15 protein-coding genes and 1 riboswitch are annotated in these 15972 nt (G+C 68.7%); of the genes, 12 read left to right on the forward strand and 3 right to left on the reverse strand.

All coding sequences use genetic code 11. The features are described from left to right. Positions 1-3: 3 nt before the first annotated feature. The 4 genes from coxB (at position 4) to DI272_RS35530 (ending at position 4573) form a co-directional block, all read left to right on the forward strand. Positions 4-963 (forward strand): cytochrome c oxidase subunit II, encoded by a 960-nt coding sequence (gene coxB / locus DI272_RS35515; protein ID WP_109499280.1) that lies wholly within the window; start codon positions 4-6, stop codon positions 961-963. Then, positions 960-2762, forward strand: coding sequence for a cytochrome c oxidase subunit I (gene ctaD, locus DI272_RS35520; RefSeq protein ID WP_109499281.1), 1803 nt, complete (start codon positions 960-962; stop codon positions 2760-2762). Before coxB ends, ctaD begins: the two co-directional genes overlap by 4 nt. After that, positions 2759-3157, forward strand: a complete 399-nt coding sequence (locus DI272_RS35525; protein ID WP_109499282.1) for a cytochrome c oxidase subunit 4 — start codon at positions 2759-2761, stop codon at positions 3155-3157. The genes ctaD and DI272_RS35525 overlap by 4 nt, the downstream gene beginning before the upstream one ends. A gap of 153 nt (positions 3158-3310) precedes the next feature. Then, positions 3311-4573 (forward strand): Ig-like domain-containing protein, encoded by a 1263-nt coding sequence (locus DI272_RS35530; protein ID WP_109499283.1) that lies wholly within the window; start codon positions 3311-3313, stop codon positions 4571-4573. Positions 4574-4612: 39 nt separating this feature from the next. Here the strand turns inward: DI272_RS35530 and DI272_RS35535 are convergent, their stop codons facing one another. Further along, positions 4613-5014: a response regulator transcription factor gene (locus DI272_RS35535; RefSeq protein ID WP_109499284.1), complete on the reverse strand. Its 402-nt coding sequence runs from the start codon at positions 5012-5014 to the stop codon at positions 4613-4615. Positions 5015-5192: 178 nt separating this feature from the next. Between DI272_RS35535 and DI272_RS35540 the strand changes: the two genes are divergently transcribed. From DI272_RS35540 to DI272_RS35570, 7 genes are all read left to right on the forward strand, one after another. Further along, entirely contained in the window at positions 5193-5813 is a 621-nt protein-coding gene (locus DI272_RS35540) for a heme-copper oxidase subunit III (protein ID WP_079308715.1), read from the forward strand. 80 nt (positions 5814-5893) lie between these two features. Next, positions 5894-6703 (forward strand): c-type cytochrome, encoded by an 810-nt coding sequence (locus tag DI272_RS35545; protein ID WP_109499285.1) that lies wholly within the window; start codon positions 5894-5896, stop codon positions 6701-6703. Then, on the forward strand, positions 6700-7755 hold the full coding sequence (locus DI272_RS35550; protein ID WP_109499286.1) for a ubiquinol-cytochrome c reductase iron-sulfur subunit: 1056 nt from the start codon (positions 6700-6702) through the stop codon (positions 7753-7755). Before DI272_RS35545 ends, DI272_RS35550 begins: the two co-directional genes overlap by 4 nt. Further along, entirely contained in the window at positions 7752-9389 is a 1638-nt protein-coding gene (locus tag DI272_RS35555; protein WP_109499287.1) for a cytochrome bc complex cytochrome b subunit, read from the forward strand. Before DI272_RS35550 ends, DI272_RS35555 begins: the two co-directional genes overlap by 4 nt. A 135-nt stretch (positions 9390-9524) precedes the next feature. Continuing rightward, the gene (trpD, locus tag DI272_RS35560; protein ID WP_109499288.1) at positions 9525-10589 is read left to right on the forward strand and encodes an anthranilate phosphoribosyltransferase; all 1065 of its coding nucleotides are present in this window, start codon (positions 9525-9527) and stop codon (positions 10587-10589) included. Positions 10590-10666: 77 nt separating this feature from the next. Continuing rightward, positions 10667-10783, forward strand: a riboswitch (SAM riboswitch). A gap of 138 nt (positions 10784-10921) precedes the next feature. Further along, on the forward strand, positions 10922-12283 hold the full coding sequence (locus DI272_RS35565; RefSeq protein WP_109499289.1) for an aminotransferase class V-fold PLP-dependent enzyme: 1362 nt from the start codon (positions 10922-10924) through the stop codon (positions 12281-12283). 68 nt (positions 12284-12351) lie between these two features. Then, the gene (locus DI272_RS35570) at positions 12352-14526 is read left to right on the forward strand and encodes a PQQ-binding-like beta-propeller repeat protein (protein ID WP_109499290.1); all 2175 of its coding nucleotides are present in this window, start codon (positions 12352-12354) and stop codon (positions 14524-14526) included. On the opposite strand, the gene DI272_RS35575 is transcribed toward DI272_RS35570, so the two are convergent. Together DI272_RS35575 and DI272_RS35580 are read right to left on the reverse strand one after the other, a co-directional pair. Then, positions 14523-14804, reverse strand: a complete 282-nt coding sequence (locus DI272_RS35575; RefSeq protein ID WP_109499291.1) for an Lrp/AsnC family transcriptional regulator — start codon at positions 14802-14804, stop codon at positions 14523-14525. The two genes, DI272_RS35570 and DI272_RS35575, sit on opposite strands and share 4 nt — an antisense overlap. Further along, positions 14801-15541, reverse strand: a complete 741-nt coding sequence (locus DI272_RS35580; protein WP_109501226.1) for a rhomboid family intramembrane serine protease — start codon at positions 15539-15541, stop codon at positions 14801-14803. The genes DI272_RS35575 and DI272_RS35580 overlap by 4 nt, the downstream gene beginning before the upstream one ends. A 174-nt stretch (positions 15542-15715) precedes the next feature. Between DI272_RS35580 and DI272_RS35585 the strand changes: the two genes are divergently transcribed. After that, positions 15716-15955 (forward strand): hypothetical protein, encoded by a 240-nt coding sequence (locus tag DI272_RS35585; RefSeq protein WP_020137397.1) that lies wholly within the window; start codon positions 15716-15718, stop codon positions 15953-15955. The last annotated feature ends 17 nt before the right edge of the window (positions 15956-15972 follow it).

A 15972-nucleotide genomic window follows, 5' to 3' on the forward strand; every position in this document is an offset into this window, starting at 1 on the left:
TACGTGAGTCCCAACGGCTCCGACCGCTCGCCGCGGCGCCCGATGCGGCGGAAGCTGCTGCAGGCAATGACCGCGGGCCTGGTCCTGGCGACCGCCACCGGTTGCACATACAAGGACTTCCCCCGCCTTGGCATGCCCACCCCGACCACGGAAGAGGCTCCGCGGATCCTCTCCCTGTGGCAGGGCTCCTGGGCTGCCGCGCTGGCCACCGGCGTGCTGGTGTGGGGCCTGATCCTGTGGAGTGCTTTCTTCCACCGGCGCAGCCGCACGAAGGTCGAAGTTCCTCCGCAGACCCGGTACAACATGCCCATCGAGGCGCTGTACACCGTGGTCCCGCTCATCATCGTCTCGGTCCTGTTCTACTTCACGGCCCGCGACGAGTCGAAGCTCCTCAGCCTCGAGAAGAAGCCCGACGTCACTGTCAACGTGGTCGGCTTCCAGTGGAGCTGGGGCTTCAACTACATCGAGAACGTCGACGGTTCCTCCGGCGACGCGAAGACCGACAAGAACCTGGACGCGATCCCGGACCGGTTCAAGGAGGACTTCCCGGCGAACGCCGGCGGTGTCTACGACGTCGGTACGCCCGGCACGCGCAACCCGCAGACCAACAACCCGGGCCCCACGCTGTGGCTGCCCAAGGGCAAGACGGTCCGCTTCGTCCTCACCTCGCGTGACGTCATCCACTCCTTCTGGGTGGTGCCGTTCCTCATGAAGCAGGACGTCATCCCGGGCCACACCAACTCCTTCCAGGTGACCCCCAACAAGGAGGGCACCTTCCTGGGCAAGTGCGCCGAGCTCTGCGGCGTCGACCACTCCCGGATGCTGTTCAACGTGAAGGTCGTCTCCCCCGAGCGCTACGAGCAGCACCTCAAGGACCTCGCCAAGAAGGGGCAGACCGGTTACGTTCCCGCGGGCATCGAGCAGACCGCCCACGAGAAGAACCGGGAGACGAACAACCTGTGAGCATCCTCAACGAACCCCAGGGTGCCGCGGCAGCTGAGGGGCACTACTCAGACGAGCTGCCGGTCCGGCGCAAGCAGCCCGGCAACGTCGTGATCAAGTGGCTCACCACCACTGACCACAAGACGATCGGAACGCTGTACCTCGTCACGTCGTTCGCGTTCTTCTGCATCGGTGGCGTGATGGCGCTGCTCATGCGCGCCGAGCTCGCCCTCACGTCGTTCGCGTTCTTCTGCATCGGTGGCGTGATGGCGCTGCTCATGCGCGCCGAGCTCGCCCGGCCTGGTCTGCAGATCATGTCGAACGAGCAGTTCAACCAGGCGTTCACGATGCACGGCACGATCATGCTGCTGATGTTCGCGACGCCGCTGTTCGCCGGCTTCGCGAACTGGATCATGCCGCTCCAGATCGGCGCCCCGGACGTCGCCTTCCCGCGGCTGAACATGTTCGCCTACTGGCTGTACCTGTTCGGCTCGCTCATCGCGGTCGGCGGCTTCCTCACCCCGCAGGGCGCGGCCGACTTCGGCTGGTTCGCCTACAGCCCGCTGTCGGACGCGGTCCGCTCCCCGGGCATCGGCGCCGACATGTGGATCATGGGTCTGGCCTTCTCCGGCTTCGGCACCATCCTCGGCTCGGTCAACTTCATCACCACGATCATCTGCATGCGCGCACCGGGCATGACCATGTTCCGCATGCCGATCTTCGTGTGGAACGTGCTGCTGACCGCCGTACTGGTCCTGCTCGCCTTCCCGGTCCTGGCCGCGGCACTGTTCGCCCTGGAGGCGGACCGCAAGTTCGGCGCCCACGTCTTCGACGCCGCCAACGGCGGCGCGCTGCTGTGGCAACACCTCTTCTGGTTCTTCGGCCATCCAGAGGTGTACATCATCGCCCTGCCGTTCTTCGGCATCATCTCCGAGGTCATCCCGGTCTTCTCCCGCAAGCCGATGTTCGGCTACATGGGCCTGATCGGCGCCACCATCGCCATCGCGGGCCTGTCCGTGACCGTGTGGGCCCACCACATGTACGTCACCGGCGGAGTCCTGCTGCCGTTCTTCTCCTTCATGACGTTCCTCATCGCCGTCCCGACCGGCGTGAAGTTCTTCAACTGGATCGGCACCATGTGGAAGGGGTCCCTGAGTTTCGAGACCCCGATGCTCTGGGCCACCGGCTTCCTGATCACCTTCACCTTCGGTGGTCTGACCGGTGTCATCCTGGCCTCGCCGCCGATGGACTTCCACGTGTCCGACTCGTACTTCGTCGTGGCGCACTTCCACTACGTCGTCTTCGGCACCGTCGTCTTCGCGATGTTCTCCGGCTTCCACTTCTGGTGGCCGAAGATGACCGGCAAGATGCTCGACGAGCGCCTCGGCAAGATCACGTTCTGGACGCTGTTCACCGGCTTCCACGGCACGTTCCTCGTCCAGCACTGGCTGGGCGCGGAGGGCATGCCGCGTCGTTACGCGGACTACCTCGCGGCCGACGGCTTCACCGCCCTGAACACGATCTCGACGATCAGCTCGTTCGTGCTCGGCCTGTCGATCCTGCCGTTCCTCTACAACGTGTGGAAGACGGCCAAGTACGGCAAGCCGGTCGGCGTCGACGACCCGTGGGGCTACGGCCGTTCGCTCGAGTGGGCGACGTCCTGCCCGCCGCCGCGGCACAACTTCCTCACCCTGCCCCGTATCCGCAGCGAATCCCCGGCGTTCGACCTGCACCACCCGGAGATCGCCGCTCTCGACCAGCTCGAGAACGCGCCTCACGGTGAGAAGGCCCTCGCTGGTGGCAAGGAGGCCGGCAAGTGAAGATCCAGGGCAAGATGTTCATGTGGCTGAGCGTCTTCGTCCTCGCCATGGCGGTCGTCTATGGCGTGTGGTCGAAGGAGCCGGCCGGTACCACGGCCCTCTTCCTGGCCTTCGGTCTGTGCATCATGGTCGGCTTCTACCTGGGCTTCACGGCCCGGCGGGTCGACGCGGGCGCGCAGGACAACAAGGAGGCGGACGTCGCGGACGACGCCGGCGAGGTCGGGTTCTTCAGCCCGCACAGCTGGCAGCCGCTGTCCCTCGCGGTCGGCGGTGCGCTCGCCTTCCTGTCGATCGCGATCGGCTGGTGGCTGATGTACTTCTCGGCGCCGCTGATCCTGGTCGGCCTGTGGGGCTGGGTCTTCGAGTACTACCGCGGTGAGAACCGCACCCAGTAGCACGGCTTGAGCTCAGGGGAGCCCGGACACTCCGTCAGGAGGGTCCGGGCTCCCGCTTTTGCAGCAGTTTCGGTGGCCGGTTGCAGCAGTGCCGGTCCCTCGTCCGAGTTACCCACCGCGCCGCGGCTGACGAACCTTCCTAGCGTGAGACGCATGAGCCACACTCCGCGCACGCGCACCGTCCTCTCCTGCACCCTGCTGGTGCTCGCCCTCACCGCGGGCGCCACCGCCTGCAGCAGCGACGGCAACCCGCTGTCGGCGGCGCCGTACGACGCGGCGGACCAGATCTCCTTCAACGGCCCCTCGGGCGACGGCAAGAAGGCCGACCCCGACAAGCCCCTGGAGGTCACCGCCGAGGACGACGACGGGCGCATCACGGATGTCACGGCCATGGACGCCACGGGACGCCATGTGGCGGGCGAACTCTCCGCCGACGGCTCCCGGTGGCACAGCACCACTCCGCTGGCCGCCAGCGCCCACTACACGGTCCGCGTGAGCACCGAGGACGAGGACGGGGCGCCCGGCCGCCGGGTCCTCACCTTCGACACCGGCAAGCCCACCACCAAGAAGCGCCTGAAGGTCACCTTCGGCCCCGAGGCGGGCAAGTACGGCGTCGGGCAGCCCATCACCGCGAAGCTGAACAAGCCCGTCAAGGACAAGGCGCAGCGGGCCGTCGTCGAGCGCGCCCTCAAGGTCGACTCGATGCCCGCCGCAGAGGGCGCCTGGTACTGGGTGGACGACAAGGAACTCCACTACCGCCCCAAGGAGTACTGGCCCGCCCACGCCACGATCCAGGTGCACAGCAACCTGGACGGAGTCAAGATCAGCGATCGCCTGTGGGGCGGCCCGGCCAAGCCCCTCAAGCTGACCACCGGGGACCGCGTCATCGCGGTGACGGACGCCTCCTCGCACTCGATGACGGTCTACCGGAACGGCAAGGTCATCAACGAGCTCCCGGTCACCACGGGCAAGCCCGGCTTCGAGACCCGCAACGGCGTCAAGGTCGTACTCGGCAAGGAGTACTTCGTACGGATGCGCGGCACCAGCATCGGCATCGCCGAGGGCTCCTCGGAGTCGTACGACCTGCCGGTCTACTACGCGACCCGGGTCACCTGGAGCGGCGAGTACGTGCACGCCGCCCCCTGGTCCGTCGGCTCCCAGGGCTACGAGAACGTCAGCCACGGCTGCACCGGCATGAGCACCGGCAACGCCGAGTGGTTCTTCGACACCGTCCGCGAGGGTGACGTGGTGAAGGTCGTCAACTCCTACGGCGACACGATGGAGACCTTCGGCAACGGCTTCGGCGACTGGAACCTCAAGTGGAACAAGTGGCGCAAGGGCAGCGCCCTGACCGCCGGCACACCGGAGGCCCCCAGCGCCGAGCAGCGGGCTCGACTGCGGCCGGAGAGCGTCTAGAAGTCCACCAGAGCCTCTCTCCAGCCCGCAGCGGCCTTCTCAGGCGCTCAGCGCCCGCTTCTGGCGCAGCAGGGACGCCAGGGCGGAGGCGAACTCCACCGGGTCCACCGGATGCGTCACAGCGCCCTCGGCGCGGCTCCACGTGGCCAGCCAGGCGTCCTGCGGGCGGCCGATCAGCAGCAGCACCGGCGGGGAGTTGAACACCTCGTCCTTGATCTGCCGGCACAGCCCCATGCCGCCCATGGGCACGGCCTCGCCGTCCAGCACACAGACGTCGATCCCGCCCCGGTCCAGCTCCTTCAGCACGGCCGCAGGCGTGGCGCACTCCAGGAACTCCACCACAGGTGCGTCCGGAGCCGGCCGCCGGCCGGTCGCGAGCCGTACCTGCTCGCGGGTGTTGGCGTCGTCGCTGTAGACCAGCACCGTGGCGGTCGCCTGCATGCTTCCTCCGTGACATCAGCGTCGTACGGACAGAACAGTTGCCGCGGATGCTACTCCCTTGAACAGCCCGTCAACACCCGCTGGAACACCCCTGCGATGGGCCATCCGGGCAGTACACACGCTGCGAACACTCCGAACGGCACCCCCCGGAGTGAGGGCGGGATAAGCGACCGACATAATGTCGGTCGTGGCGACAGCAACGACAGTAGAAACCGGGCACGCGCACCCGTCGGTCAATCGGCCGAACCTCACCAGTGTCGGAACGATCATCTGGCTGAGTTCCGAGCTGATGTTCTTCGCGGCCCTCTTCGCGATGTACTTCACCCTGCGATCGGTGACGGGTCCCGATCACTGGAAGGAAATGGCCGAGAGCCTGAACTTCCCGTTCTCGGCGACGAACACCACGATCCTGGTGCTCTCCTCCCTCACCTGCCAGCTCGGCGTCTTCGCCGCCGAGCGCGGTGACGTGAAGAAGCTCCGGGGCTGGTTCATCGTCACCTTCATCATGGGTGCGATCTTCATCGGCGGTCAGGTGTTCGAGTACACCGAGCTGGTCAAGAAGGACGGGCTCTCGCTCTCCTCCGACCCGTACGGCTCGGTCTTCTACCTGACCACCGGCTTCCACGGCCTGCACGTGACGGGCGGTCTCATCGCCTTCCTGCTGGTCCTCGGCCGCACCTACGCGGCGAAGAGGTTCACTCACGAGCAGGCGACGGCCGCCATCGTCGTGTCCTACTACTGGCACTTCGTCGATGTCGTCTGGATCGGACTCTTCGCCACGATCTACATGATCAAGTAGTCGGGCCCGTCCCGAGCGCATCCATCAGAAGCGCACTTCCAGAAGCATCGACGCAGAAGATCCTGACACCGGGGTAATCCGTGAAAAAGCTCTCCGCACGACGACGCCATCCGCTGGCGGCGCTCGTCGTCCTACTCCTCGCGCTGGCGGCCACTGGGGGGCTGTACGCCACGTTCGCGCCCGCGGACAAGGCCCAGGCCGATGAAACCGCCCAGTCCCTCACCATCGAGGAGGGCAAGAAGCTCTACGCCGTGGGCTGCGCCAGTTGCCACGGCACCGGTGCTCAGGGCACCACCGACGGCCCGAGCCTCATCGGCGTCGGCGCCGCGGCCGTGGACTTCCAGGTCGGCACCGGCCGTATGCCGGCCCAGCAGCCGGGCGCGCAGGTCCCGCGCAAGAAGGTCATCTACACGCAGGCCGAGATCGACCAGCTCGCCGCGTACATCTCCTCCCTGGGCGCCGGTCCGGTCGTCCCGACGAAGAACCAGTACAGCCCGGAGGGCGCGGACATCGCCAAGGGTGGCGAGCTGTTCCGCACCAACTGCGCGCAGTGCCACAACTTCACCGGCAAGGGCGGTGCGCTGACGCACGGCAAGTTCGCGCCGAGCCTCGAGGGTGTCGACCCGAAGCACATCTACGAGGCCATGCAGACCGGCCCGCAGAACATGCCGTCGTTCCCCGACACCACGCTGTCGGAGCAGAACAAGAAGGACATCATCGCGTACCTCGACGCGGTCAACGGTGACGACACCGAGAGCCCCGGCGGCCTCGAGCTGGGCGGCCTCGGCCCGGTCAGCGAGGGTCTCTTCGCGTGGGTGTTCGGACTCGGTGGCCTGATCGCGATCGCCGTCTGGCTCGCCGCTCGGACCGCAAAGGCCAAGAAGTCATGAGTAGCCAAGACATTCCAGAAGAGAACCTGCCCGCAGAGCAGGACGCCCATGGCGCGGTAGGCGTCGCGGACGACAAGGACCCCTTCGCCGACCCCGGCCTGCCGCCGCACGAGCACCGGGTCCAGGACATCGACGAGCGGGCCGCCAAGCGGTCCGAGCGCACGGTGGCCATGCTGTTCACCCTGTCGATGCTGGCCACGATCGGCTTCATCGCCGCGTACGTGGGCGTCCCGCACGACAAGGCGATCTACGTCTTCCCGATCGGGCACATCAACGCGCTGAACTTCTCGCTCGGCCTGACCCTCGGTGTCGCCCTCTTCGCGATCGGCGCGGGCGCGGTCCACTGGGCCCGCACCCTGATGTCCGACGTGGAGATGGTCGACGAGCGTCACCCGATCGAGGCGTCTCCCGAGGTCCGCGAGAAGGTCTTCGACGACTGGAAGCAGGGCGCCAAGGAGTCCGCGCTCGGCCGTCGCAAGCTGATCCGCAACACCATGCTCGGCGCGCTCACCCTGGTGCCGCTCGCCGGTGTCGTGCTGCTGCGCGACCTGGGCCCGCTGCCCGGGACCAAGCTCCGCCACACCATGTGGCGCAAGGGGCTCCAGCTCGTCAACATGAACACGAACGAGCCGCTGCGTCCCGAGGACGTCGCGGTGGGTTCGCTCACCTTCGCCAAGCCCGAGGGCCTGGAGGAGCACGACGAGGAGTTCCAGACCGAGATCGCCAAGGCCGCCCTGATGATCGTCCGCATCCAGCCGGACAACATCAAGGACAAGCGCGAGCTCGAGTGGTCGCACGACGGCATCGTGGCGTACTCGAAGATCTGCACCCACGTCGGTTGCCCGATCTCCCTGTACGAGCAGCAGACGCACCACGTGCTGTGCCCGTGCCACCAGTCCACCTTCGACCTGTCCGACGGCGCCCGGGTGATCTTCGGTCCCGCGGGCCACGCCCTGCCGCAGCTGCGGATCGGCGTGAACGACGAGGGCTACCTCTACGCGCTCGGCGACTTCGAGGAGCCTGTCGGTCCTGCTTTCTGGGAGCGCGGATGAGCACCAACGAGAACAACGCTTCCCGCGACCGCGGGAAGGCCCCGGCCGGCGAGAAGCTCGCCGACTGGGCCGACGGCCGGCTCGGGATCTACTCCCTGGCCAAGGCCAACATGCGCAAGATCTTCCCCGACCACTGGTCGTTCATGCTGGGTGAGATCTGCCTCTACAGCTTCATCATCATCATCCTCACGGGTGTGTACCTGACGCTGTTCTTCCACCCGTCGATGAACGAGGTGGAGTACCACGGCAGCTACGTCCCGCTGCAGGGACAGCTGATGTCCGAGGCGTTCAACTCGACCATGCACATCTCCTTCGAGGTGCGCGGTGGTCTGCTGATCCGGCAGATCCACCACTGGGCGGCGCTGATCTTCCTCGCCGGCATGTTCGTGCACATGATGCGCGTGTTCTTCACCGGCGCGTTCCGCAAGCCGCGTGAGGTCAACTGGCTGTTCGGCTTCCTGCTGTTCGTCCTGGGCATGTTCACCGGCTTCACCGGTTACTCGCTCCCGGACGACCTGCTCTCCGGCACCGGTGTCCGCTTCATGGAGGGCGCGATCCTGTCCGTGCCGATCGTCGGCACGTACCTGTCGTTCTTCCTCTTCGGCGGCGAGTTCCCGGGCGGCGACTTCGTGGCCCGCTTCTACTCGATCCACGTCCTGCTGCTGCCGGGCATCATGCTCGGCCTGATGGTGGCGCACCTGATCCTGGTCTTCTACCACAAGCACACGCAGTACGCGGGCCCCGGCAAGAACAACAACAACGTGGTCGGCATGCCGCTGCTGCCGGTCTACACGGCCAAGGCCGGAGGCTTCTTCTTCCTGGTCTTCGGTGTCATCGCGGTCATCGCGGCCATCGCCTCGATCAACCCGATCTGGTCCCTGGGCCCGTACCGTCCGGACCAGGTGTCCACGGGCGCCCAGCCGGACTGGTACATGGGCTTCTCCGAGGGCCTGATCCGTGTCATGCCGGGCTGGGAGATCAACTTCTGGGGTCACACGCTCGTCCTGGGCGTCTTCATCCCGCTGGTGATCTTCCCGCTGGTCCTGGTCGCGATCGCGGTCTACCCGTTCGTCGAGGCCTGGGTCACCGGCGACCGCCGCGAGCACCACATCCTGGACCGCCCGCGCAACGCCCCGACCCGTACGGCCTTCGGTGTCGCGTGGATCACCTGGTACATGATCCTGCTCGTCGGTGGTGGAAACGACCTGTGGGCCACCCACTTCCACCTGTCGATCAACTCGATCACCTGGTTCGTCCGCGTCGCGTTCTTCGTCGGCCCGGTCCTCGCGTTCATCGTCACCAAGCGGATCTGCCTCGGCCTCCAGCGCCGCGACAAGGACAAGGTGCTGCACGGCCGCGAGTCCGGCATCATCAAGCGCCTGCCGCACGGTGAGTTCATCGAGGTGCACGAGCCGCTCAGCCAGGACGCGCTGCACACGCTCACGGCGCACGAGCAGTACAAGCCGGCCGAGATCGGCCCGACGGTCGACGAGAACGGCGTCGAGCGGAAGGTGAAGGGCTCCGAGAAGCTGCGCGTCAAGCTCAGCGAGGCGTACTACGGCGAGGAGTCGCAGATCGCCAAGCCCACCGTCGAGGAGTACAAGGAGATCACGAGCGGCCACGGCCACCACTGATCGCTGCGCTCGCCACGCGCGCTGGAAGGGCCCCCGTCCGGTCTTCGGACGGGGGCCCTTCCGCGTGCCCTGAGCTGGATAGGGTGGGGTCAAACGTCTGTTGAAGCAGGTTCTACGACACCCAGGAGCGGCCTTATGAGCGCTGTGACCCCCGCTGGAGGCGACACCGCGGCGGGCCGTTCCTGGCCCGAGGTGCTGAACGCCCTGCTGTACGGCCAGGACCAGAGCGCCGACGCCACCGCCTGGGCGATGGACAAGATCATGCGCGGTGAGGCGACCGACGCGCAGATCGCCGGGTTCGTGGTGGCGCTGCGCGCCAAGGGCGAGACCGTCGAGGAGATCACCGGGCTGGTCCAGGCGATGTACGAGCACGCGAACGTCATCGAGGTGTCCGGGCGGACCGTCGACATCGTCGGCACCGGCGGCGACGGCGCCAAGACGGTGAACATCTCCACGATGTCCTCGCTCGTCGTGGCCGGCACCGGCGCGAAGGTCGTCAAGCACGGCAACCGGGCGGCCTCGTCGGCGTCGGGCTCCTCGGACGTCCTGGAGAAGCTGGGCGTCAACCTCGACCTCACCCCGCAGCGGGTGGCCGAGGTGGCCGAGGAGGCGGGCATCACCTTCTGCTTCGCCATCAAGTTCCACCCGGCGCTGCGTCACGCGGGCGCCGCCCGCGGTCAGTTGGGCATCCGCACGGTCTTCAACGCGCTCGGCCCGCTGACCAACCCCGCGAAGGTCAAGGCGCAGGCGGTGGGTGTCGCCGACCCGCGGATGGCTCCGATCGTCGCCGGAGTCTTCGCCGAGCGTGGCAACTCCTCCCTGGTCTTCCGCGGGGACGACGGCCTCGACGAGCTGACGACCACCTCCACCTCCCGGGTGTGGATCGTCCGCGACGGCAAGGTCACCGAGGAGTCCTTCGACCCCCGTGACGTCGGGCTGGACCTGGTGCCGGTGGAGGCGCTGCGCGGCGGTGACCCGGCGTTCAACGCGGACGTGGCGCTGCGCCTGCTGAACGGTGAGACGGGTCCCGTGCGGGACGCCGTGCTGCTGAACTCGGCGGCGGCGCTCGTGGCGCTGGAGCCGACGGAGGCAACGCTGGCCGATCAGCTCCGTGCCGGAATGGCGAAGGCCGCGGAATCCATCGATTCCGGGGAGGCCAAGCGGGCGCTCGACCGCTGGGTGGCGGCCAGCAACCGCTGAGGTGTGACGCGGGGCGCAGTCCACGATGCGGACTGCGCCCTTGCGCGTCGAAGATCGTATGGCAGGATGCTGTACCAGGTCATGAGTGACAGTCATGAGGCCCCGGCCGACTGTCCGGCAACCCTCCGTCCGTGGCGGGGTGCCCCGGGTGAGGACCAGGCCGTAGGCAGTGAGGTCTACGGCAAGCGCGGACCCCTCGCGATACCAGGGGTCCTGGTCGTCGAGGAGATTCCCGTGAGCAAGCGAATGCGATAGGGCCGCCGAGCCCCGCCTCCGCGCACCCCTTTTCTCATCTTCAGCCGCTTTGCGCTGCCCTCTCACGGGAGTTCCCCATGTCTGTCTCCACCGCTGCCGCCGCTCAGACCATTTGTGCCCCGCTGCCCGTTCTCGGGCGAGATGTCACCGTCCCGCTCGTCACCGGTGGCGAGGTCACCTACGCCGCCCTCGACTACGCGGCCAGCGCCCCGGCCCTGCAGCGGGTGTGGGACGACGTGGCGGCGTACGCGCCCTACTACGGCAGCGTCCACCGCGGTGCCGGGTACCTGTCGCAGCTGTCGACCGACCTGTTCGAGAACGCCCGCAGGACCGTCGCCGAGTTCCTGGACTGCCGTGCGGGCGACCAGGTCGTCTTCACCCGGTCCACCACCGACTCCCTCAACCTCCTCGCCGCCGCGCTGCCCGCCGACTGCCAGGTCTTCGTCTTCGAGACCGAGCACCACGCCTCGCTGCTGCCCTGGCGCGACGCCCGCGTCACCTGCCTCGACGCGCCCCGCACCCACCAGCAGGCCGTGGAGACCCTGGAGAAGGCCCTCGCCGACCGCGACCCGTACGGTCCGGCCCTGGTCTGCGTGACCGGCGCCTCCAACGTCACCGGCGAGCTGTGGCCGGTACGCGAGCTGGCCGCCGCCGCCCATGCGCACGGCGCCCGGATCGTCCTCGACGCCGCCCAGCTCGCCCCGCACCACGCGGTCTCCGTCGCGGACCTCGACGTCGACTGGGTCGCCTTCTCCGGCCACAAGCTGTACGCCCCCTTCGGCTCCGGCGTCCTCGCGGGCCGCGCCGACTGGCTGACGGCGGCTGAGCCCTACCTCGCCGGCGGCGGCGCCAGCCGCAAGGTCACCCGGCGCGAGGACGGCGGCGTGGACGTGGAGTGGCACGAGACCGCGGCCCGCCACGAGGCCGGCTCCCCGAACGTCATCGGCGCCTACTCCATCGCCTCGGCCTGCAAGGCGCTGACGGAGGCCGGCTTCGACACGCTGGTCGCCCGCGAGCAGTACCTGATCGAGAAGGTCCGCGCGGGCCTGGCCGAGGTCCCCGAGGTCCGCGTCCTCTCCCTCTTCGGCGACGACGCCCCCCGCGTCGGGGTGATCTCCTTCGTCGTCGACGGCTGGAACAGCTCCCACTTCGCCGCCGCCCTCTCCGCCGAGTACGGCATCGGCGTCCGCGACGGTCTCTTCTGCGCCCACCCCCTCGTCCGCACCCTGCTCGGCAGCGACCCGCAGACCCAGGGCGAGTGCGGCGCCCCCGAGGCCGCGCCCGGGGAGAAGTCCCTCAACGCCATCCGCGTCAGCTTCGGCGCGGGCACGCCGGACGAGCACGTCGAGCGGTTCGTGAACGCCGTGTGCGAGCTGGTGAGCGACGGCGCGAAGTGGCGGTACCGGACGGAGGACGGGCGCTGCGTCTCGGCCGTCTGACCGGCTGACCGGGCATTGCCGATACCCTCCCCCTCGGACATGTTCGAGACGTCCAGGGGGAGCGGAAAGTGCAGGCGCTGCGCGCGACGGATCCACGCAGGGTCGGCCCGTACGAGGTACGGGGGCGGCTCGGCTCGGGCGGCATGGGCGAGGTCTACCTCGCCGAGTCACGGACCGGGCTGCGGCTGGCGGTGAAGGTCGTACGGCCCGAGTACGCCCAGGACCGCACCTTCCGTGCCCGGTTCCGGCAGGAGGTGCGGGCGGCGCAGACCGTCGGCGGGGCGGGCACGTACACCGCGCGGGTGGTGGACGCCGACCCCGAGGGCGAACACCCCTGGATGGCCACGGAGTTCGTGGCGGGGCCGAACCTGCGGGACGCGGTCCTCGACGGCGGACCCCTGCCCGAGCCCGCGGTACGGGTGCTGGGGGCCGCGCTCGGGGAGGCGCTGGGCGCGATCCACGCGCGCGGCATGGTCCACCGGGACCTGAAGCCCTCCAACATCCTGCTGGCGCCGGACGGTCCTCGGGTCATCGACTTCGGGATCGTCCGGGCCCTTGAGGCCACCGCGATGACCCGCACCGGCGCGATCGTCGGCTCGGTCGGCTATGTCTCGCCCGAGCAGATCCGCAACGGCGGCAAGGTCGGACCGTCGAGCGACGTCTTCTCCCTGGGGGCCGTCCTCGCCTATGCGGCGAGCGGGCGGGAACCCTTCGGCGAGGGCCAGGACTCGGTGATCCTGCTGCGCATCCTGACCCGGGACTTCGACCTGACGGGCGTACCGGAGGATCTCCTCCCGCTGGTGGAGGCGTGTCTGCGGGAGGAGCCGGGGCAGCGGCCGATGCCGAAGGACGTCGTCGAGGCCATGGGGGGTTCGCCGCTCGGCGGCCTGCGTCCGGGCTGGTACACGGCCGCGGGATCGGAGCCCGAGGCTGCGCAGGGGGACGAACTCTGGCTTCCCGAGCGGGAGTCGGGGGAGCGGGAGAGCCGGGTCGAGTACATGGTCGGCGACGCGGCCGCACCGGACGTGCCCGAGACGCCCGCGCCGGAGGAGACGGTGGCCGAGGTGCGGCCGTCGCGGCGCGGGCTGCTGCGGCTCGCCGTGGGCGGGGGTGCGGTCGCCGCCGTCGGCGGAGCGGGCGTCTGGTGGTGGCTCGGCGGGCCGGACACCGACGCGGACACCGATGCGGACGCGGAGGCGGGCAGTCGGGCCGGGGGCGCGGGGAAGGCGCCCGCGCGGAAGGCGACCGTGCGCTGGACGTACGAGGACGGCGGCCCGCCGAGCGTGGACGGCGGTCCCTGCGGGGCGCTCTCCGCCGACGGCCGGACACTGTACTTCGCCGGGGCGGACGGGATGCTGCGGGCCTTGGGCAGCGACGGCAAGGAACACTGGAAGGTGTCCCTCTTCAAGGGGGAGTCCTACGTCACCAAGCCGGTCGTCACGTCCCACGGGATCTTCGTCGCCACGGTCAGTGACACCGCGACCGGACCGGGGCGGCTCATCGCCGTGAGCGTCGACGGCGAGGAGATGTGGAAGAAGACTCTGCCCAGCGGCTACTTCCGTCAGCCCGCGGTGTTCGGGGGCAACGTCGTCGTCGGCTCGGCGGTGCGCGCGTACGACGGTCCGGGCATCGTGCAGGCCTACGACAGCCGGGGCACGGTGCGCTGGTACGCCTCGCTGGACGGTGCGCCATACGACGAACTCGTCGTGGCCGGCGACGTCCTCTATGTGCCCAGCATCGACAACCACCTCTACGGGATCCGCGAGGGTGGTGCCACGCCGTTCGACGCCCCGCTGGACGGTGATGTCGGCCGGCCCGCCGTCAGCGGTGACACCGTGGTCGTGAGCACTGGGAACCAGGCCAACGACCTGTTCGGGCTGGATCTCGAGGGCCGCCAGAAGTGGACACGGCCGGGCCTCGCCGGTTCCTACGTCCCGGCGAGGGCGGCATCCTTCGCCTTCCTGGGGGTGACCAACGCGGCGGAGGTCAAGGCGATCACCGAGGGCGGAGAGGTGGTCTGGACGTACAGCGAAGGCAGGGCCTTCTCGGACCCCGTCCTGGTGGACTCCACGGTGTACGTGCGTACGGAGACCGAGGTCCACGCCCTGGACCTGAACGGCAAGCGGCTCTGGAAGGCCGAGGTGGGCGCCGACCCGGGCGTCCTGCTGACGCCCGTCGTCCACGGCCGCCGCGTCTATGCCGGTACGAACAAGGGCGTCGCCGCCCTCGACGTCAGCAGCTAGCCGTCGAGACCGATCGAGAACGCCGCCTCCAGGTCGTGCTGGGAGTACGTGCGGAACGCGACGTGGGTGTCCGTGGCCTCCACGCCCGGGATCTTGCTGATGTTGCCGGGGATGACCTCGGCGAGATCCTCGTGCCGGCGGACGCGGACCATGGCGATCAGGTCGTAGGTGCCGGTGACGGAGAAGACCTCGCTCACCGAGTCCAGCGCCGCGATCGACTCGGCGATCTCGGGGATCCGGTCCACGCTGGTCTTGATGAGGACGATCGCGGTGATCACGGCTGGTTCTCTCCCTCGGGGGCCGGAGCTGGGGCGGGTTTCACTTTAGTCGTACGGCCGAATCGGACCCACGCGAAGGCGAAGCCCAGGCCGAAGCCCACCAGGTGCGCCAGATAGGCCACCCCGGGCCCGTTCGGCGCCCGGCCCGCCGCCAGCCATTGCAAGGCCGCCCAGAAGGGCAGCACCACCCAGGCCGGGAAGCGCAGCGGGAGGAAGAACAGGAACGGGAGCAGGCTTGTCACCCGGGCGCCGGGGAACAGGTAGAGAAACGCTCCGAGCACGGCCGAGATCGCTCCGGAGGCGCCGACCAGCGACTGGTCGGAGTCGGAGTTCGCGGCCGCGTAGCCCAGCAGCGCCAGATAGCCGCAGCCGAGGTAGAACAGCGTGAACTGGACGCGGCCCATCCGTTCCTCGGTCAGCACTCCGAAGACGTAGAGGAAGAGCATGTTGCCGAGGAGGTGGACCCAGCTGCCGTGCACGAAGAGGGCCGTCGCCGGGGTGAGGGTGGCCCGGGCCGAGCCCTCGAACAGTTCTGCGGGGACCACGCCCCAGCGGTGGAAGTAGGCCCGCTGGGCGGCCAGCAGCTCGTCGCCGGTGCCGTAGGCCGGGTTGAGGCCCCCGGCGGGGCCGATCACGAAGAGCAGGCAGCACAGGGTGATCAGGCCGTAGGTGACCGGTGCCGACCGCCACAACCCCCTGCTCGCGCCACCGACCGTGACCCTCCAGTTGCTGATCATGAACACAGAGCATGACGTAACGGGACGCAACCGAACAGACCGCCTCGCCGCCGGGCGGCCGACGCGGACGGCCGAGCGACGAGTACCCGCCAGGCCGTAGGGTTACGAGCCACACGCACCGGGCCCGGTGTGTCGCGGACAATGGAAGACCTAGAAGGAAAGAGCACAGGCACGATGACGGTTCCCCTGCCGACCGCCTCGACGCGGTGGCGCTGCACCCTCTGCGGCAACCTCACGCGGTTCGACGTGACCCGCTCGTCGAAGGTCGTCGAGTACGTCCACCTCGACCTGGCCGGTGAGCCGAAGGTCGAGGAGCGCGAGGTGGTCAGTGAGACCATCGAGTCGGTGCGCTGCCGCTGGTGCAACGCCGTGGATCAGGTGGAACTCGTGGACAGGCCGGGCGCCGACTCCTGAGGGAGCGGGCCCCGCAC

The organism is Streptomyces sp. Act143 (assembly GCF_003143935.1).
GTDB lineage: Bacteria > Actinomycetota > Actinomycetes > Streptomycetales > Streptomycetaceae > Streptomyces.